We start from the raw sequence: 18,643 nt of genomic DNA, 5'->3' as shown, positions 1-18,643 counted from the left end.
CTTGCCTAAAGGACTGAATCAGCCTTGTTTTTTGGTAACGGTTTCGACGATGTGCGACGGAGCCGTATTGTATTTTTTGAATTCCATAGAGTAGCTTGCGCGACCCTGGGACATGGAACGAACGTCGGTCGCATAACCGAACATCTCGCCCAGCGGAACTTCGGCACGAATTACTTTACCGGAGACCGTGTCTTCCATACCCAAGATCATGCCGCGACGACGGTTAAGGTCGCCCATCACGTCACCCATATAGTCTTCAGGCGTAACAACCTCTACCGCCATGATCGGCTCAAGCAACTCACCGCCGCCCTTCTGGGCCAGTTGCTTGGTCGCCATGGAAGCAGCCACCTTAAACGCCATCTCGTTCGAGTCGACGTCGTGGTAAGAACCATCAAACACGGTAGCCTTCAGGCCGATCAGCGGATAGCCGGCAACAACGCCGTTCTTCATCTGCTCTTCGATACCCTTCTGGATAGCCGGGATGTATTCCTTAGGAACCACACCACCCACTACTTCGTTCAGGAATTGCAGACCTTCCTGACCTTCGTCAGCAGGAGCAAAGCGAATCCAGCAATGACCGAACTGGCCACGACCGCCGGACTGACGAACGAACTTGCCTTCGATTTCGCAGTTCTTCGTGATGCGCTCACGATACGAAACCTGAGGCTTACCGATGTTGGCTTCGACGTTGAACTCACGGCGCATCCGGTCAACCAGGATGTCCAGGTGCAGCTCGCCCATGCCGGAGATGATCGTTTGACCAGTCTCTTCATCAGTCTTGACGCGGAAAGACGGGTCTTCCTGAGCAAGTTTGCCCAGAGCGATACCCATTTTTTCCTGGTCATCCTTGGTCTTAGGCTCTACGGCAACCGAGATAACCGGCTCCGGGAAGTCCATGCGAACCAGGATGATTGGCTTGTCAGCGTTGCACAAGGTTTCACCAGTGGTGACGTCCTTCATGCCGATCAGGGCCGCGATGTCACCAGCGCGCACTTCCTTGATCTCTTCACGGGCGTTTGCGTGCATTTGCACCATACGACCCACGCGCTCTTTCTTGCCTTTGACCGAGTTGATCACGCCGTCGCCGGAGGCCAACACGCCCGAGTAAACGCGGACGAAGGTCAAGGTACCCACGAATGGGTCGGTAGCGATCTTGAACGCCAGAGCCGAGAACGGCTCGTTGTCGTCTGCATGACGCTCCATTTGCTTTTCCTCGTCATCCGGGTCAGTACCCTTGATGGCAGGAATGTCGGTCGGAGCCGGCAGGTAGTCGATAACGGCGTCGAGAACCAGGGGAACACCCTTGTTCTTGAAGGAAGAACCGCAAACAGCCAGAACGATCTCACCAGCGATAGTACGCTGACGCAGAGCGCCCTTGATTTCCTCGATGGAGAGCTCTTCGCCTTCGAGGTACTTGTTCATCAGCTCTTCGCTGGCTTCGGCCGCAGCCTCTACCATGTTGTTGCGCCACTCTTCAGCCAGTTCCTGCAGTTCAGCAGGGATAGCTTCGCGACGTGGAGTCATGCCCTTGTCAGCATCGTTCCAGTAAACCGCTTCCATGGTCATCAGATCGATCTGACCCTGGAAGTTGTCTTCGGAACCGATAGCCAACTGGATCGGCACCGGAGTGTGACCCAGACGCTGCTTGATCTGAGCGATCACACGCAGGAAGTTCGCACCGGCACGGTCCATCTTGTTCACGTAAACGATACGTGGAACACCGTACTTGTTGGCTTGACGCCATACGGTTTCGGACTGAGGCTCAACGCCGGAAGTGCCGCAGAACACAACGACCGCGCCGTCGAGTACACGCAGGGAACGCTCAACTTCAATAGTGAAGTCTACGTGGCCCGGGGTATCGATGACGTTGAAGCGGTACTGGTCCTTGTGCTGCTTGGCGGAACCCTGCCAGAAGGCGGTAATGGCAGCAGAAGTAATGGTAATACCACGCTCCTGCTCCTGAACCATCCAGTCAGTGGTCGCAGCGCCGTCATGCACTTCGCCCATCTTGTGGCTTTTGCCAGTGTAAAAAAGGACGCGCTCGGTGGTGGTGGTTTTACCAGCATCCACGTGAGCAACGATACCGATGTTACGGTAGCGATTAATCGGTGTAGTACGAGCCATAAAGCCCTCGCAAAATGAGTGACGCTAGAATTAGAAGCGGTAGTGCGAGAAAGCCTTGTTGGCTTCAGCCATACGGTGCACGTCTTCACGCTTCTTAACTGCAGCACCTTTACCTTCGGCGGCGTCCAACAGTTCGCCAGCCAAACGCAGAGCCATGGACTTCTCGCCACGCTTACGGGCGAAGTCTACCAGCCAGCGCATTGCCAGAGCGTTACGACGGGAAGGACGAACCTCGACCGGAACCTGGTAAGTAGCACCACCAACGCGGCGCGACTTCACTTCGACCAGCGGAGCGATGGCGTCGAGTGCTTTTTCGAAGAGTTCCAGGGGATCGGTGCCGGCCTTACGAGCCTTCACGGTATCCAGGGCACCATAAACGATACGCTCGGCAACGGCTTTCTTGCCGCTTTCCATTACGTGGTTCATGAATTTGGCGAGGATTTGGCTTCCGTATTTCGGATCGTCCAGAATCTCACGCTTGGCTGCTACGCGACGTCTTGGCATTGATAAGCCCTCAAACGGTCTTCAGGTTAGCCCGGGACAGATCCTGTGGATACGTGCCCGACCTTACTCTTATCGACTCAATAAAATTAAAAACTGCAAAACGACCGATTACTTCGGACGCTTGGTACCGTACTTCGAACGACCCTGGTTACGACCTTTAACACCGGAAGTATCCAACGAACCGCGAACGGTGTGGTAACGAACACCTGGCAAGTCTTTTACACGACCGCCGCGGATCAGTACCACGCTGTGCTCTTGCAGGTTGTGACCTTCACCACCGATGTACGAGGAAACCTCGAAACCGTTGGTCAGGCGCACACGGCATACTTTACGCAGTGCCGAGTTAGGTTTTTTCGGCGTGGTGGTGTACACACGGGTGCACACGCCACGGCGTTGCGGGCAGTTCTGCAGCGCAGGCACGTCGGATTTCTCGACGATACGCTTACGCGGCTGACGTACCAGCTGGTTGATAGTTGCCATCTACTAGCTCCACTGTTGTCTTGCGACGCTATTGTCTTGCAAGAAAAGCAAAATGGCAGGAACGAGTTCCCGCCAAATTTAGGGGTACAAGAGTCTAAAGAGGATCTTGTCCCCAGTCAAGGCAAGGCCCCGCCCTCCCCGCTCATCCAATCTCGACAATTTGTCTCGATTCGATGAACGGAGCGACCAGGGCCTCACACTCATTTACCGCAGAACTCAGTTACCGCTCAAGTTCAGCGCTTCGGTCAGTGCAGCTTCCACTTCACTGGCGCTTACGCGCAACGGCTTGTCTGCATCACGGCGGCGCTTACGCTCGCTGTGATAAGCCAGACCGGTACCAGCCGGGATCAGACGACCCACGACAACGTTTTCTTTCAGGCCGCGCAGGTAATCGCGCTTGCCGGTTACCGCCGCTTCGGTCAGTACGCGAGTGGTTTCCTGGAAGGAAGCCGCCGAGATGAACGATTCGGTGGACAACGACGCCTTGGTGATACCCAGCAGAACGCGAGTGAACTTGGAGACGAACTTGTCTTCGCCGCTCAAACGCTCGTTCTCTACCAGAACGTGAGTCAATTCCATCTGGTCGCCCTTGATGAAACTGGAATCGCCGGATTCAGCGATTTCAACTTTACGCAGCATCTGACGCAGGATGGTCTCGATGTGCTTGTCGTTGATCTTCACGCCTTGCAGACGGTAAACGTCCTGGATCTCGTTAACAATGTACTTCGCCAGCGCACTCACACCCAGCAGACGCAGGATGTCGTGTGGATCGCTCGGACCGTCGGAGATAACTTCGCCGCGGTTTACCTGTTCGCCTTCGAACACGTTCAGGTGACGCCACTTCGGAATCAGCTCTTCGTACGGATCGCTACCGTCGTTCGGGGTAATGACCAGACGGCGCTTGCCTTTGGTCTCTTTACCGAACGCGATGGTGCCGCTGACTTCAGCCAGAATCGACGCTTCTTTCGGACGACGGGCTTCGAACAGGTCGGCAACACGCGGCAGACCACCGGTGATGTCACGGGTTTTCGAAGTTTCTTGCGGGATACGAGCGATAACATCACCGATCGCGATCTTCGCACCGTCCGCTACACCGACCAGGGCGTTGGCTGGCAGGAAGTACTGAGCGATAACGTCAGTGCCTGGCAGCAACAGATCCTTGCCGTTGTCGTCGACCATCTTCACGGCTGGACGGATGTCCTTGCCGGCAGCTGGACGATCTTTGGCGTCGAGTACTTCAATGTTGGTCATACCGGTCAATTCGTCAGTCTGACGCTTGATCGTGATGCCTTCTTCCATGCCCACGTAGGTCACGGTACCTTTCATTTCGGTAACGATCGGGTGAGTGTGCGGATCCCACTTGGCCACGATTGCGCCAGCGTCGACCTTGTCACCTTCTTTAACCGAGATCACAGCACCGTACGGCAGCTTGTAACGCTCACGCTCACGACCGAAGTCATCAGCGATGGCCAGCTCACCGGAACGGGACACAGCAACCAGGTGACCATCCACGCGCTCTACGTGCTTCAGGTTGTGCAGACGGACGGTACCGCCATTCTTCACCTGAACGCTGTCGGCTGCGGAGGTCCGGCTTGCCGCACCACCGATGTGGAACGTACGCATCGTCAGCTGGGTACCCGGCTCACCGATGGACTGGGCAGCGATAACGCCGACCGCTTCACCGATGTTCACCTGGTGACCACGAGCCAGATCGCGGCCGTAGCACTTGGCGCAAATGCCGTAGCGGGTTTCGCAGCTGATCGGCGAACGCACGATCACTTCGTCGATGCTGTTCAGCTCGATGAACTCGACCCACTTCTCGTCTACCAGGGTGCCGGCAGGAACGATGACGTCCTCGGTACCTGGCTTGAATACGTCACGGGCGATAACACGACCCAATACGCGCTCACCCAACGGCTCTACAACGTCACCGCCTTCAATGTGCGGAGTCATCAGCAGACCGTGTTCGGTGCCGCAATCGATCTCGGTTACAACCAGATCCTGCGCCACGTCTACCAGACGACGAGTCAGGTAACCGGAGTTAGCGGTTTTCAACGCGGTATCCGCCAGACCTTTACGAGCACCGTGAGTGGAGATGAAGTACTGGAGTACGCTCAGACCTTCACGGAAGTTCGCAGTAATCGGCGTTTCAATGATGGAACCGTCCGGCTTGGCCATCAGGCCACGCATACCGGCCAGCTGACGAATCTGTGCTGCGGAACCCCGCGCACCCGAGTCGGCCATCATGTACATCGAGTTGAAAGACTCTTGGTCGACTTCGACGCCATGACGGTCGATGACTTTCTCTTTCGAGAGGTTGGCCATCATCGCCTTGGAAACTTCGTCGTTCGCCTTGGACCAAAGGTCGATCACTTTGTTGTACTTCTCGCCCTGGGTTACCAGGCCGGAGGCGTACTGACTTTCGATCTCTTTCACTTCGTCGGTGGCTGCACCGATGATGCGGGCTTTTTCATCCGGGATAACGAAGTCGTTAACACCGATGGATACGCCGGAAATGGTCGAATAGGCAAAACCGGTGTACATCAACTGGTCAGCGAAGATCACGGTCTCTTTCAGACCAACCACGCGGTAGCACTGGTTGATCAGCTTGGAGATCGCCTTTTTCTTCATCGGCAGGTTGACGACGTCGTACGACAGACCTTTTGGCACAACCTGGAACAACAGCGCACGGCCGACAGTGGTGTCGACGATACGGGTGTTGGTCACGCTGCCGCCGTCACGGTCGTTGACGGTTTCGTTGATCCGGACTTTAACCTTGGCGTGCAGTGCGGCTTCGCCGGCACGGAACACACGGTCAACTTCCTGCAGATCCGCGAACACACGACCTTCGCCCTTGGCGTTGATCGCTTCACGAGTCATGTAGTACAGACCCAATACAACGTCCTGCGACGGAACGATGATTGGCTCACCGTTGGCTGGCGACAGAATGTTGTTGGTCGACATCATCAACGCACGCGCTTCCAGCTGGGCTTCCAGCGTCAGCGGTACGTGCACGGCCATTTGGTCGCCGTCGAAGTCGGCGTTGTACGCGGCGCAGACCAGAGGGTGCAGCTGGATAGCCTTGCCTTCGATCAGTACCGGTTCAAACGCCTGGATGCCCAGACGGTGAAGGGTCGGTGCACGGTTGAGAAGAACCGGGTGTTCGCGAATCACTTCAGCGAGAACGTCCCAAACCTCTGGCAGTTCGCGCTCGACCATCTTCTTGGCAGCCTTGATGGTGGTAGCGAGACCACGCATTTCCAGCTTGCCGAAAATGAACGGCTTGAACAGCTCGAGAGCCATTTTCTTCGGCAGACCGCACTGGTGCAGACGCAGGGTCGGACCTACGGTAATTACCGAACGGCCGGAGTAGTCAACACGCTTACCGAGCAAGTTCTGACGGAAACGACCCTGCTTACCCTTGATCATGTCAGCCAGGGATTTCAGAGGACGCTTGTTGGAACCGGTGATAGCGCGGCCACGACGACCGTTGTCGAGCAATGCGTCGACGGCTTCCTGCAACATACGCTTTTCGTTGCGCACGATGATGTCCGGAGCGGACAGATCCAGCAGGCGCTTCAAACGGTTGTTACGGTTGATCACTCGACGATACAGATCGTTGAGGTCGGAAGTCGCGAAGCGACCGCCATCCAGCGGGACCAGTGGACGCAGATCTGGCGGCAGAACCGGCAGAACGGTCAGCACCATCCACTCTGGCAGGTTGCCGGAACCCTGGAAGGCTTCCATCAACTTCAGACGCTTGGACAGCTTCTTGATCTTGGTTTCGGAGTTGGTTTGCGGAATCTCTTCACGCAAACGGCCAATCTCGTGCTCCAGGTCGATAGCGTGCAGCAGTTCGCGGACAGCTTCGGCACCCATGCGGGCATCGAAATCGTCGCCGAACTCTTCCAGCGCTTCGAAGTACTGCTCATCGTTCAGCAGCTGACCTTTTTCAAGGGTGGTCATGCCTGGATCGATAACGACGTAGCTCTCGAAGTAGAGAACGCGCTCGATATCACGCAGGGTCATGTCCATCAGCAAGCCGATACGGGACGGCAGCGATTTCAGGAACCAGATGTGAGCAACCGGCGAGGCCAGTTCGATGTGAGCCATGCGCTCACGACGAACTTTTGCCAGCGCGACTTCAACGCCGCACTTCTCGCAGATTACGCCACGGTGCTTCAAGCGCTTGTACTTACCGCACAGGCACTCGTAATCCTTTACCGGGCCAAAGATCTTGGCGCAGAACAGGCCGTCACGCTCAGGCTTGAACGTACGGTAGTTGATGGTTTCCGGCTTTTTAACTTCACCGAACGACCACGAACGGATCATCTCAGGCGATGCCAATCCGATACGGATGGCGTCGAACTCTTCGACTTGACCCTGGTTTTTCAGCAAATTCAGTAGGTCTTTCAAGGCCTTTCCTCCTGGCGGAGCAGAGAGCGGGCAATCCTGCCCCGCTCTCGATTCGCGTCACGTGTTATTCGGTTTCCAGATCGATATCGATGCCGAGGGAACGAATTTCCTTGATCAACACGTTGAAGGACTCGGGCATGCCCGGCTCCATACGGTGATCGCCGTCCACGATGTTTTTGTACATCTTGGTCCGGCCGTTCACATCGTCCGACTTCACTGTGAGCATTTCTTGCAGAGTGTAAGCAGCACCGTATGCTTCCAGTGCCCAGACCTCCATCTCCCCGAAACGCTGACCACCGAACTGCGCCTTACCACCCAGCGGCTGCTGGGTAACCAGGCTGTACGAACCGGTAGAACGAGCGTGCATCTTGTCGTCTACCAAGTGGTTCAGCTTCAGCATGTACATGTAGCCAACGGTAACCGGGCGCTCGAACTTGTTGCCGGTACGGCCGTCAGTCAGCTGCATCTGGCCGCTTTCTGGCAGGTCTGCCAGTTTCAGCATGGCCTTGATTTCGCTTTCCTTGGCGCCGTCGAACACTGGAGTGGCCATTGGAACGCCGCCACGCAGGTTTTGAGCCAGATCCAGGATTTCCTGGTCCGAGAAGTCATCGAGGCTTTCCTGACGACCGCCGATCTCGTTATAGATCTCGTGCAGGAACTTACGCAGCTCGGCAACCTTGCGCTGCTCTTCAACCATGCGGTTGATCTTCTCGCCCAAACCTTTGGCCGCGAGGCCCAGGTGGGTTTCAAGGATCTGACCGACGTTCATACGCGAAGGTACGCCCAACGGGTTGAGGACAACGTCGACCGGGGTGCCATTGGCATCGTGCGGCATGTCTTCAACCGGCATGATCACGGAGACCACACCCTTGTTACCGTGACGACCGGCCATCTTGTCGCCCGGCTGGATGCGACGACGGATTGCCAGGTAAACCTTGACGATTTTCAGCACGCCTGGAGCCAGGTCATCGCCCTGCTGCAGTTTGCGCTTCTTGTCTTCGAACTTGTCGTCCAGCAGACGGCGACGATCAACGATGTAGGCCTGAGCCTTCTCGAGCTGCTCGTTCAGGGCATCTTCAGCCATGCGCAGTTTGAACCACTGGCCGTGCTCAAGACCGTCGAGAACTTCGTCGGTGATGTCCTGGCCTTTCTTCAGACCGGCACCGCCTTCGGCTTTGTGGCCGACCAGAGCGGAGCGCAGACGTTCGAAAGTAGCACCTTCAACGATACGGAACTCTTCGTTCAGGTCCTTGCGGATCTCGTCCAGCTGGGACTTCTCGATCGACAGGGCACGAGCATCACGCTCAACGCCGTCGCGGGTGAAGACCTGTACGTCGATGACAGTACCTTTGGTACCGGTAGGTACACGCAGGGAGGTGTCTTTAACGTCGCTGGCTTTTTCACCGAAGATCGCACGCAGCAGTTTTTCTTCCGGAGTCAGTTGGGTCTCGCCTTTCGGAGTGACCTTACCGACCAGGATGTCGCCTGCGCCAACTTCAGCACCTACGTAAACGATACCGGCTTCGTCCAGCTTGTTCAGCGCCGCTTCACCCACGTTAGGGATGTCGGCAGTGATTTCCTCTGGGCCAAGCTTGGTGTCACGCGCCACACAGGTCAGTTCCTGGATGTGGATCGTGGTGAAGCGGTCTTCCTGAACCACACGCTCGGACAGGCAGATGGAGTCTTCGAAGTTGAAGCCGTTCCATGCCATGAACGCGATGCGCATGTTCTGACCCAGTGCCAGTTCACCCATGTCGGTGGACGGGCCGTCGGCCATGATGTCGCTACGCTGAACCCGATCACCCTTACGCACCAGCGGACGCTGGTTGATGCAGGTGTTCTGGTTGGAGCGGGTGTATTTGGTCAGGTTGTAGATGTCGACACCGGCTTCACCGGTTTCAACTTCGTCATCGGCAACACGAACCACGATACGGCTGGCGTCGACGGAGTCGATCACGCCGCCACGACGAGCCACGACGCAAACGCCGGAGTCACGGGCTACGTTACGCTCCATGCCGGTACCTACCAGCGGCTTGTCGGCACGCAGGGTTGGTACAGCTTGACGCTGCATGTTCGAACCCATCAACGCACGGTTGGCGTCGTCGTGCTCGAGGAACGGAATCAGCGACGCAGCGACCGAAACTACCTGCTTCGGCGAAACGTCCATCAAGGTGACGTCTTCCGGCGCCTTGACGGTGAATTCGTTCAGGTGACGAACAGCTACCAGCTCGTCGATCAGGACTTTCTTGTCGTTCATCGTGGCCGAAGCCTGAGCGATCACGTGATCGGCTTCTTCGATGGCGGACAGGAACACGATCTCGTCGGTGACCAGAGCGTCTTTCACCACGCGGTACGGGCTTTCCAGGAAGCCGTACTGGTTGGTGCGCGCATAGGCAGCCAGGGAGTTGATCAGACCGATGTTCGGACCTTCCGGCGTTTCGATCGGGCAAACACGACCGTAGTGGGTCGGGTGTACGTCACGAACTTCAAAGCCGGCACGCTCACGAGTCAAACCACCAGGGCCGAGTGCAGAAACACGACGCTTGTGGGTGATCTCGGACAGCGGGTTGTTCTGGTCCATGAACTGGGACAGCTGGCTGGAACCGAAGAACTCTTTCACCGCCGCAGCCACTGGCTTGGCGTTGATCAGGTCTTGCGGCATCAGGCCTTCGCTTTCAGCCATCGACAGACGCTCTTTGACCGCACGCTCAACACGTACCAGGCCAACGCGGAACTGGTTCTCGGCCATTTCGCCTACGCAGCGAACACGACGGTTACCCAGGTGGTCGATGTCATCGACGATGCCTTTACCGTTACGGATGTCGACCAGGGTCTTCAGTACCGCGACGATGTCTTCCTTGCACAGCACGCCCGAACCTTCGATCTCGGTACGACCGATACGACGGTTGAACTTCATCCGGCCGACCGCAGAAAGGTCATAGCGCTCAGGGCTGAAGAACAGGTTGTTGAACAGGGTCTCGGCAGCGTCTTTGGTTGGCGGCTCGCCAGGACGCATCATGCGATAGATCTCGACCAGCGCTTCCAGTTGGTTGCTGGTGGAGTCGATCTTCAAGGTGTCGGAGACGAACGGACCGCAGTCGATATCGTTGGTGTACAGAGTTTCGATGCGAACAACGCCGGCCTTGGCGATTTTCGCCAGGATCTCGGTGTTCAGCTCGGTGTTGCACTCTGCCAGGATTTCGCCGGTTGCCGGATGCACGATGACCTTGGCGGTTGTGCGACCCAGGACGTAGTCCAGAGGCACATCCAGCTCTTTGATCCCGGCTTTTTCCAGCTGGTTGATGTGGCGAGCGGTGATACGACGACCTTGCTCGACAATAACCTTGCCTTTGTCATCCTGAATATCGAGGACAGCGATTTCACCGCGCAGGCGCTGAGGCACCAGCTCCAGGCTCAGGGTCTCGCCCTTCACGTGGAATACGTTGGTGGTATAGAACGCGTCCAGCACTTCTTCAGTGGTATAGCCCAGCGCGCGCAGCAGTACCGAGGCAGGCAGCTTGCGACGACGGTCGATACGCACGAATACGCAGTCCTTCGGGTCGAACTCGAAGTCCAGCCACGAACCGCGGTAAGGAATGATGCGCGCGGAGTACAGCAGTTTGCCGGAGCTGTGCGTCTTGCCACGGTCGTGGTCGAAGAACACGCCCGGGGAACGGTGCAGCTGGGAAACGATTACACGCTCGGTACCGTTGATTACGAAGGTACCGTTTTCAGTCATCAGGGGGATTTCACCCATGTAGACTTCTTGCTCTTTGATGTCCTTGATCGCTTTGTTCGACGATTCTTTGTCGAAAATGATCAGGCGCACTTTTACCCGCAAAGGTACGGCGTAAGTTACACCGCGCAATACGCATTCTTTGACATCAAATGCCGGTTCGCCCAGACGATATCCGACGTACTCCAGCGCAGCATTGCCGGAGTAGCTGATGATCGGGAAAACGGATTTGAAGGCCGCATGCAGGCCCACGTCGCGGAACTGATCTTTAGTCGCTCCCGCTTGCAAGAATTCACGATACGAATCCAGCTGGATGGCCAGGAGGTACGGCACATCCATGACGTCCGGCAACTTGCTAAAGTCCTTGCGGATACGTTTTTTCTCAGTATATGAGTAAGCCATCAGCGTTCCCCAGCTTGGTCACCTGCTTGTTTGGCCCCTCCCGACGGGAGCAGCCAGAAAATCGTGCAAACCCCATGGTTTGCGCCACCGCATCGGGTGGTTACAGCACGCTATCGGCACCGACCCAGTCGGCTGCCAATAACGGAAAAAGGCCGGTGGCAAGAGCCACCAGCCATCAGCCTGTCGCTTAACGCTCGGGCTGGAGGAGCAAAGTCGATGCTTACTTCAGCTCGACTTTAGCGCCTGCTTCTTCCAGAGCTGCTTTGGCTTTGTCAGCTGCGTCTTTGGCAACAGCTTCCAGAACCATGGCAGGTGCGCCGTCAACTACAGCCTTGGCTTCTTTCAAGCCCAGACCGGTCAGTTCACGTACAGCCTTGATCACGTTAACTTTCTTCTCGCCAGCTTCGGTCAGCATGACGTTGAATTCGGTTTGCTCTTCAGCAACGGCAGCAGCAACAGCTGGACCAGCCGATGCAGCAGCAGCGGTAACACCGAATTTTTCTTCGAAAGCTTTGATCAGCTCAACAACTTCCATTACGGACATGTTGCCAACTGCTTCAAGGATATCGTTCTGAGAGATAGACATGAATCTAATTCCTGATATTGGGGACGGCCTACGCGACCATCGAAAAAAACAAAAAACGCGAGAAGTTGACGAGCCTTAGGCTGCAGCAGCTTCTTTCTGGTCGCGAATTGCCGCCAGAGTACGAGCCAATTTGCTGGTAGCGCCTTGAATCACGCTCATCAGCTGAGAAATTGCTTCGTCACGGGTCGGCAGAGTTGCCAGTACGTCGATTTGGTTAGCTGCGAGGAACTTGCCCTCGAACGCAGCTGCCTTGATCTCGAACTTGTCCTGACCCTTTGCGAATTCCTTGAAGATCCGGGCAGCAGCGCCTGGATGTTCCTTGGAGAACGCAATCAGGGTAGGGCCGGTGAACACGTCGTTGAGGACACTGAATTCAGTGTCAGCAACAGCGCGCTTGAGCAGGGTGTTACGTACGACACGTACGTAAACGCCAGCTTCACGAGCCTCTTTACGGAGTCCGGTCATCGCGCCTACTGTTACGCCACGGGCATCAGCCACGACAGCGGACAGAGCGACTTTGGCAGCCTCGTTGACTTCAGCGACGATGGCCTTCTTGTCTTCGAGTTTAATTGCCACGGGTTTAACTCCTGCTTGTTACCGTTTCATCTGGTCGAAACCGGATGTCGTTTTGGTGTCTGATTCGGTAAGGAACCGGGAGCACCATCTGCGTAGGCTTGTGGTTTAAGACTCGCGTCGCCTACGGTCTTGGATAGCCCCCGCCAGGCAGGGACCCCAATTTTTCAATTGGCGCAATCGCTTGCGCCAATCTGTGTCTTACGCGTCGAGCGAGCTTTGGTCGATGACCAGACCTGGGCCCATAGTGGTGCTCAGGGTAACGCGCTTGACGTAAATGCCTTTCGAGGAAGCTGGCTTGATACGCTTCAGATCAGCGATCAGGGCTTCAACGTTTTCCTTCAGCTTGACGGCGTCGAAGCCGATCTTGCCAACGGAAGTGTGGATGATGCCGTTTTTGTCGGTGCGATAACGAACCTGACCAGCCTTGGCGTTTTTAACCGCGGTAGCTACGTCTGGGGTTACGGTGCCGACTTTAGGGTTAGGCATCAGGCCACGTGGACCGAGGATCTGACCCAACTGACCCACAACGCGCATTGCATCCGGGGATGCAATCACTACGTCATAGTTCAGGTCGCCGCCTTTCATTTCGGCAGCCAGGTCATCCATACCTACGCGGTCAGCGCCGGCAGCCAGAGCGGCTTCAGCAGCTGGACCCTGAGTGAACACAGCAACGCGAACAGTCTTGCCAGTGCCGTGTGGCAGCACAGTAGCGCTACGAACGACCTGGTCGGATTTACGCGGGTCAACACCCAGGTTTACAGCTACGTCGAACGACTCGCTGAACTTGACAGTCGACAGCTCGGCCAGCAGAGCAGCGGCGTCTACAAAGTTGTAGGCCTTGCCTGCTTCGATTTTGCCGGCGATAGCCTTTTGACGCTTGGTCAGCTTAGCCATTACACACCCTCCACGTTAAGGCCCATGCTACGAGCAGAACCGGCGATAGTACGCACGGCTGCTTCCATATCAGCTGCAGTCAGATCCGCGTTTTTGGTTTTCGCGATTTCTTCCAGCTGAGCACGAGTCACAGTGCCAACCTTAACGGTGTTCGGACGAGCGGAACCGCTGGTCAGACCGGCCGCCTTCTTCAGCAGAACCGAAGCAGGGGTGGATTTGGTTTCGAAAGTGAAGCTACGGTCGCTGTAGACAGTGATGATCACTGGAGTCGGCAGACCTGGCTCAAGACCCTGAGTACGGGCGTTGAAAGCCTTGCAGAATTCCATGATGTTCACGCCGTGCTGACCCAGAGCAGGACCAACAGGTGGGCTTGGGTTAGCCTGAGCGGCCTTCACTTGCAGCTTGATGTAAGCGGTAATCTTCTTGGCCATGAGGCACTCCAATTACGGGTTCGAACGCCTCGAGAGGCTCCCCGGTTACTTGCGCGTTTATCCCAGTGACGACAAAACCCCACAGCCTACGGCTGCGGGGTTGGGATTTTTGCTCAGTTAGACCTTTTCGACCTGACTGAACTCGAGCTCCACCGGAGTAGAGCGACCGAAAATGAGCACCGCGACCTGGATCCGGCTCTTTTCGTAGTTAACTTCTTCAACAACACCGGTAAAGTCCGCGAACGGGCCGTCGTTGACTCGTACCGATTCGCCCGGCTCGAACAGTGTCTTCGGCTTCGGCTTGTCGCTACCATCAGCAACGCGGCGCAGAATCGCTTCTGCCTCTTTGTCGGTGATCGGTGCAGGCTTGTCGGCGGTACCGCCGATAAAACCCATCACCCGAGGAGTATCCTTGACCAAGTGCCAGGTACCCTCGTTCATATCCATCTGCACCAGCACGTAGCCAGGGAAGAATTTGCGTTCGCTTTTGCGCTTCTGGCCATTGCGCATTTCAACCACTTCTTCAGTGGGAACCAGAATCTCGCCGAAGCCATCTTCCATACCGGCCAGCTTTACGCGCTCGATCAGCGAGCGCATTACATGCTTCTCGTAACCGGAGTAAGCATGCACAACATACCAACGCTTAGCCACGGGACACCCTTAGCCGACGATCAAGGAAACAAGCCAACCGAGCAGGGAATCAAGCCCCCACAACAGCAACGCCATAACCAGAACAACAGCCACCACAATCAGGGTGGTCTGCGTGGTTTCTTGGCGAGTTGGCCACACGACTTTACGAATCTCGGTGCGAGCTTCCTTAACCAGTACAAAGAAAGACTTGCCCTTCGCGGTCTGCAGGCCTACAAAGGCAGCTACAGCAGCAATGGCGAGCAATGCGAGTACACGGTACAGGATCGGCGAAACAGAGAAATACTGATTTCCAACAACGCCAACAATCACCAGAGCGACTACTACCAGCCACTTGAGGAGATCGAAGCGAGAGCCTTGAGCTTCAGCTTTAGGAGTCATCTATGAAGATCCTGTGAAAAGAAAGCCAGACACACCAAGTGAATCTGGCAGGTCAGGAGGGAATCGAACCCCCAACCTACGGTTTTGGAGACCGTCGCTCTGCCAATTGAGCTACTGACCTAAAACAAAATCAGGCCGACCATTATGCCGGCCCGAAGGAGACTTTACAACAATTTACTCTGCAACCCTAGTTACGACATCCGCAGCGATGGCCCAACCACCGCTACAAACAACCAAAGGCAACATGAACCACTTAAAACAAAGGCAGATATTTTCATATCTGCCTTGTTATATGGAGCTCTTGAGCGGATTTGAACCGCTGACCTCACCCTTACCAAGGGTGTGCTCTACCAACTGAGCTACAAGAGCGTAACGCTGTGCAAAACCTGTAAACTTGGAGCGGGTAGCGGGAATCGAACCCGCATCATCAGCTTGGAAGGCTGAGGTTCTACCACTAAACTATACCCGCGAGGCTTACAGCTCTCGCTAAAAATGGTGGAGGGGGAAGGATTCGAACCTTCGAAGTCGTAGACGTCAGATTTACAGTCTGATCCCTTTGGCCGCTCGGGAACCCCTCCTAAGCGAGCCGGCATTCTACATCATGCCAGCCTTCTGTCAAGCATTTTTCTCATTAAAAACCTGAGCTTAGCTGCGTTGACCTCGCTTCACACCGTTAACCGTTTCCGGTGTTCGCTGTGGAGCGGGCGCCATTCTATGCAAACTATTCGATGGGTGCAACCCCCTCGCACGGCATTATTTTATGTTTTAACTCATTGAATTCTTTAGAAAGGTTTATCAGCTGAAGATCGTCCAGCCAGCGCCGGCTTTCCGGGGCCACACGCAGCCAATAACCGGTAGTTTCGGAGCCACCCCGGGGCAACGCCTGAAACTTGACATCCATACCAGTCAATCTGCGCTCAAGCCCCTGGGCCACGTCCTGACGGGTAAAACCGCCCAGATAAAGGCAGCCGGAATCCGGCTGGGCTGCCTTGCCCTTGTCCTTGGCCGCCTCCCCCGCCTCGCTCAACAGACGGATATCCTGCTGAGACCCACGATACAGACTCAAGGGCGTTACATCCTTCGCGCGCAGAGGAGCCTCCTGTTGATGCCAGATGTAATAAAACACATTGAGAACAAGCAGCAGCAGAAACAACCAACGCATAAAGACCTCAGGACAAAGGGCACGCCATAGCCAAGCCGACAAACACCAGATCCGGAACCACCCTGGCCTCGGGCACTATCCCGGACACCAGGGCGGCATCACCACCCGTGAGGAAAACAGCGAAATCCTCACCCCAATGGCTACGAGCCAACTCAAGCTGAGTCAGCACAAACCCCTGAAGCATCAACAGGCAACCGCGCTCGACAGCCTCAACGGTTGTGCGACCAGGGTCGAGGCTCTCCAGAGCACGCTCGGCAGCAAGATCACCGTAACGAATCTTGCGGGTATGCGTGCGCAGCTGATTGCGCATCAACGGCATCCCTGGACATATGAACCCACCGAGATGCCCTCCATCCTCAGCAACGAAGTCCGCGGTCACGGCTGTACCGAAATCAAGCACAAGGCACGCACCGCCCGCCAAATGGAATCCGCCAAGCAAGGCCAGCCAACGATCGAGGCCCAGCTTCTCGAACTCCTCATAGCCGTTACGGACTCCGGACATTTCCCGCGCGGGCGACGCACTGACGACCGACACATCGAAGGACTCCTTCAACAGGGCGATCAACATCCCGGTTTCTTCGACAGTCCTTACACTGACCAATCGGCAATGCTTGAGAGCAAGCCCCTGGAGCGCCTTCAAGTCCGCGAGCAACGCGAGGTCAGAATCGACAACCCCTTCCCCCACCACCAGCCGGGCATTCGCATCGAGCACGCGCCACTTGATAAAACTGTTGCCACAGTCGAGCTCAAGAATCATGACGCAACCTCAGACTCAGCTCGCCACCACTGAAGACTTTTTCCACACCATCCACCTTCAAGCGCAAGGCGCCCTGACTATCAATACCCAGCACTTCGCCATCTATCTGGTTAACGCCCGCAATCAATGAGACTGCACGCCCTTGCCACAGATGATTTTGCTCCCACTCCGCCTGGACCGCCGAAAACCCACCAGCCCGATGACGCACCAGGTATCTCTGCAGCATCACTCCAAGCGTTGCCACCAGGTGATTGCGATCAAACATCCTACCCGACTCCAGACGCATGGACGTCCACTGCTGGTCCACCTCATCGGTCATCTGCATGTTCACGTTTATCCCCACACCCAGCACCACGTGACACACATCAGCAGGATCGCCGACCAGCTCGAGCAATATCCCGGCAATTTTCTTCTGGCCGACCAGGACATCATTCGGCCATTTCAACCCCACCCCAGGGACACCAAGCTCGCGCAAGGCCTGCAGGACGGCAAGCCCGACAACAAGACTCAAACCTTCGAGCTGACGCATTCCACCGTCGATACGCAGTACCAGGCTGTAATAGACGTTTTCCGCGAAAGGACTCGCCCACTTGCGCCCACGCCGCCCGCGCCCGGCAGTCTGCCGCTCAGCCAGCACCAGGAAAGGCGCAGCCTGAAGCCGCTCGATAGCACGCAGTGCCTCGGCATTGGTGGAGTCGATGGAATCGAAGACCAGGACAGGCCAGTCACAAGAAGGCGCAAGTCTCCCGATCTCGGCAGGATCAAGCAATGTCAGCGGCGTCGCCAATTGATAGCCCCGCCCCCTGACTTTATGAATGGCAAGACCCAGCTCAGCCTCCAAATGCTGGAGCTGCTTCCATACCGCACTGCGACTGATGCCCAAGGCAGCACCCAGTGCCTGACCCGAATGGAATCGGCCATCTTTAAGAAGCTCTAACAACGTCAGCATGCAAGTCTCGCCTCACAATGAGGCCCGCATGATAGCCACGCCCCGAGCACTTGCATAGAAACCCGGCGTTACGGATTTCCCCCAGACAAAAACAAAACCCCTACCTGCGTACGCAGATAGGGGTTTCGGAATTTAATCTTGACGATGACCTACTCTCACATGGGGAAACCCCACACTACCATCGGCGATGCATCGTTTCACTGCTGAGTTCGGGATGGGATCAGGTGGTTCCAACGCTCTATGGTCGTCAAGAAATTCGGGTACTGAGTCGTGACCGGCTGGCCTCGCTTCAGCAAATTGGGTATGTGATGGAAATCGGTGTTTTGTGAGCGTCGAACTTTCGGTTCTTTCGTCTTCACACACCGCAATCTGATGCTCTTTCGAGTAGTCAAATTGCTTGGGTGTTATATGGTCAAGCCTCACGGGCAATTAGTATTGGTTAGCTCAACGCCTCACAGCGCTTACACACCCAACCTATCAACGTCGTAGTCTTCGACGGCCCTTCAGGGGACTCAAGGTCCCAGTGAGATCTCATCTTGAGGCAAGTTTCCCGCTTAGATGCTTTCAGCGGTTATCTTTTCCGAACATAGCTACCCG

General features: G+C 56.0%; 14 protein-coding genes, 4 tRNA genes and 2 rRNA genes. All 20 read right to left on the bottom strand.

Going from position 1 to position 18,643, the window contains the following annotated elements; genetic code table 11:
• Positions 1 to 18: 18 nt before the first annotated feature.
• Entirely contained in the window at positions 19 to 2,124 is a 2,106-nt protein-coding gene (fusA, locus tag ACCD00_RS17655) for an elongation factor G (RefSeq protein ID WP_007970420.1), read from the bottom strand.
• 30 nt (positions 2,125 to 2,154) lie between these two features.
• Positions 2,155 to 2,628 (bottom strand): 30S ribosomal protein S7, encoded by a 474-nt coding sequence (gene rpsG / locus ACCD00_RS17650; RefSeq protein ID WP_007970418.1) that lies wholly within the window; start codon positions 2,626 to 2,628, stop codon positions 2,155 to 2,157.
• A gap of 108 nt (positions 2,629 to 2,736) precedes the next feature.
• On the bottom strand, positions 2,737 to 3,108 hold the full coding sequence (rpsL, locus tag ACCD00_RS17645) for a 30S ribosomal protein S12 (protein ID WP_003186084.1): 372 nt from the start codon (positions 3,106 to 3,108) through the stop codon (positions 2,737 to 2,739).
• Positions 3,109 to 3,324: 216 nt separating this feature from the next.
• On the bottom strand, positions 3,325 to 7,524 hold the full coding sequence (gene rpoC / locus ACCD00_RS17640) for a DNA-directed RNA polymerase subunit beta' (RefSeq protein ID WP_057400628.1): 4,200 nt from the start codon (positions 7,522 to 7,524) through the stop codon (positions 3,325 to 3,327).
• A gap of 64 nt (positions 7,525 to 7,588) precedes the next feature.
• A complete protein-coding gene (gene rpoB, locus ACCD00_RS17635; RefSeq protein ID WP_008018199.1) occupies positions 7,589 to 11,662 on the bottom strand; it encodes a DNA-directed RNA polymerase subunit beta in 4,074 nt (1,357 codons plus the stop codon).
• Between the two features lie 220 nt (positions 11,663 to 11,882).
• Positions 11,883 to 12,248 (bottom strand): 50S ribosomal protein L7/L12, encoded by a 366-nt coding sequence (gene rplL, locus ACCD00_RS17630; protein WP_007970414.1) that lies wholly within the window; start codon positions 12,246 to 12,248, stop codon positions 11,883 to 11,885.
• Positions 12,249 to 12,323: 75 nt separating this feature from the next.
• Positions 12,324 to 12,824 carry a 50S ribosomal protein L10 gene (rplJ, locus tag ACCD00_RS17625; protein WP_007970413.1) on the bottom strand — a complete coding sequence of 167 codons (501 nt, stop codon included), beginning with the start codon at positions 12,822 to 12,824 and terminating at the stop codon, positions 12,324 to 12,326.
• A gap of 198 nt (positions 12,825 to 13,022) precedes the next feature.
• On the bottom strand, positions 13,023 to 13,718 hold the full coding sequence (rplA, locus tag ACCD00_RS17620; protein ID WP_003186095.1) for a 50S ribosomal protein L1: 696 nt from the start codon (positions 13,716 to 13,718) through the stop codon (positions 13,023 to 13,025).
• Complete coding sequence (rplK, locus tag ACCD00_RS17615; protein ID WP_007933726.1) at positions 13,718 to 14,149, bottom strand: 50S ribosomal protein L11; 432 nt, start codon at positions 14,147 to 14,149, stop codon at positions 13,718 to 13,720. Before rplK ends, rplA begins: the two co-directional genes overlap by 1 nt.
• Positions 14,150 to 14,266: 117 nt before the next feature.
• Positions 14,267 to 14,800, bottom strand: coding sequence for a transcription termination/antitermination protein NusG (gene nusG, locus ACCD00_RS17610; RefSeq protein ID WP_007984405.1), 534 nt, complete (start codon positions 14,798 to 14,800; stop codon positions 14,267 to 14,269).
• A 9-nt stretch (positions 14,801 to 14,809) separates the two neighbouring features.
• Positions 14,810 to 15,178: a preprotein translocase subunit SecE gene (gene secE, locus ACCD00_RS17605; protein ID WP_413426422.1), complete on the bottom strand. Its 369-nt coding sequence runs from the start codon at positions 15,176 to 15,178 to the stop codon at positions 14,810 to 14,812.
• 45 nt (positions 15,179 to 15,223) lie between these two features.
• Positions 15,224 to 15,299 (bottom strand) — tRNA-Trp (locus ACCD00_RS17600).
• Between the two features lie 172 nt (positions 15,300 to 15,471).
• Positions 15,472 to 15,547, bottom strand: a tRNA-Thr gene (locus ACCD00_RS17595).
• A gap of 26 nt (positions 15,548 to 15,573) precedes the next feature.
• A tRNA-Gly gene (locus ACCD00_RS17590) sits at positions 15,574 to 15,647 on the bottom strand.
• A gap of 24 nt (positions 15,648 to 15,671) precedes the next feature.
• A tRNA-Tyr gene (locus ACCD00_RS17585) sits at positions 15,672 to 15,756 on the bottom strand.
• A 143-nt stretch (positions 15,757 to 15,899) separates the two neighbouring features.
• A complete protein-coding gene (locus tag ACCD00_RS17580; protein WP_413426420.1) occupies positions 15,900 to 16,340 on the bottom strand; it encodes a hypothetical protein in 441 nt (146 codons plus the stop codon).
• A 7-nt stretch (positions 16,341 to 16,347) separates the two neighbouring features.
• Positions 16,348 to 17,097 carry a pantothenate kinase gene (locus ACCD00_RS17575; RefSeq protein ID WP_413426418.1) on the bottom strand — a complete coding sequence of 250 codons (750 nt, stop codon included), beginning with the start codon at positions 17,095 to 17,097 and terminating at the stop codon, positions 16,348 to 16,350.
• The gene (gene birA, locus ACCD00_RS17570; RefSeq protein WP_413426416.1) at positions 17,087 to 18,046 is read right to left on the bottom strand and encodes a bifunctional biotin--[acetyl-CoA-carboxylase] ligase/biotin operon repressor BirA; all 960 of its coding nucleotides are present in this window, start codon (positions 18,044 to 18,046) and stop codon (positions 17,087 to 17,089) included. The genes ACCD00_RS17575 and birA overlap by 11 nt, the downstream gene beginning before the upstream one ends.
• Positions 18,047 to 18,182: 136 nt before the next feature.
• A 5S ribosomal RNA gene (gene rrf, locus ACCD00_RS17565) occupies positions 18,183 to 18,298 on the bottom strand.
• 156 nt (positions 18,299 to 18,454) lie between these two features.
• Positions 18,455 to 18,643, bottom strand: a 23S ribosomal RNA gene (locus ACCD00_RS17560); the annotation flags it as partial.

It is taken from the genome of Pseudomonas sp. Pseusp3, assembly GCF_047304225.1.
GTDB lineage: Bacteria > Pseudomonadota > Gammaproteobacteria > Pseudomonadales > Pseudomonadaceae > Aquipseudomonas > Aquipseudomonas fluorescens_CD.
This window is presented reverse-complemented; position numbering and strand designations above follow the sequence as displayed.

Excerpts from the sequence above, each read along its gene's own strand:
- rplA (WP_003186095.1), bottom strand. The coding sequence starts at position 13,718 with ATGGCTAAGCTGACCAAGCGTCAAAAGGCTATCGCCGGCAAAATCGAA.
- rplK (WP_007933726.1), bottom strand. The coding sequence starts at position 14,149 with ATGGCCAAGAAGATTACCGCTTACATCAAGCTGCAAGTGAAGGCCGCT.
- ACCD00_RS17580 (WP_413426420.1), bottom strand. The coding sequence starts at position 16,340 with ATGCGTTGGTTGTTTCTGCTGCTGCTTGTTCTCAATGTGTTTTATTAC.
- fusA (WP_007970420.1), bottom strand. The coding sequence starts at position 2,124 with ATGGCTCGTACTACACCGATTAATCGCTACCGTAACATCGGTATCGTT.
- rpsL (WP_003186084.1), bottom strand. The coding sequence starts at position 3,108 with ATGGCAACTATCAACCAGCTGGTACGTCAGCCGCGTAAGCGTATCGTC.
- secE (WP_413426422.1), bottom strand. The coding sequence starts at position 15,178 with ATGACTCCTAAAGCTGAAGCTCAAGGCTCTCGCTTCGATCTCCTCAAG.
- rplL (WP_007970414.1), bottom strand. The coding sequence starts at position 12,248 with ATGTCTATCTCTCAGAACGATATCCTTGAAGCAGTTGGCAACATGTCC.
- birA (WP_413426416.1), bottom strand. The coding sequence starts at position 18,046 with ATGCTGACGTTGTTAGAGCTTCTTAAAGATGGCCGATTCCATTCGGGT.
- rpsG (WP_007970418.1), bottom strand. The coding sequence starts at position 2,628 with ATGCCAAGACGTCGCGTAGCAGCCAAGCGTGAGATTCTGGACGATCCG.
- ACCD00_RS17575 (WP_413426418.1), bottom strand. The coding sequence starts at position 17,097 with ATGATTCTTGAGCTCGACTGTGGCAACAGTTTTATCAAGTGGCGCGTG.
- rpoB (WP_008018199.1), bottom strand. The coding sequence starts at position 11,662 with ATGGCTTACTCATATACTGAGAAAAAACGTATCCGCAAGGACTTTAGC.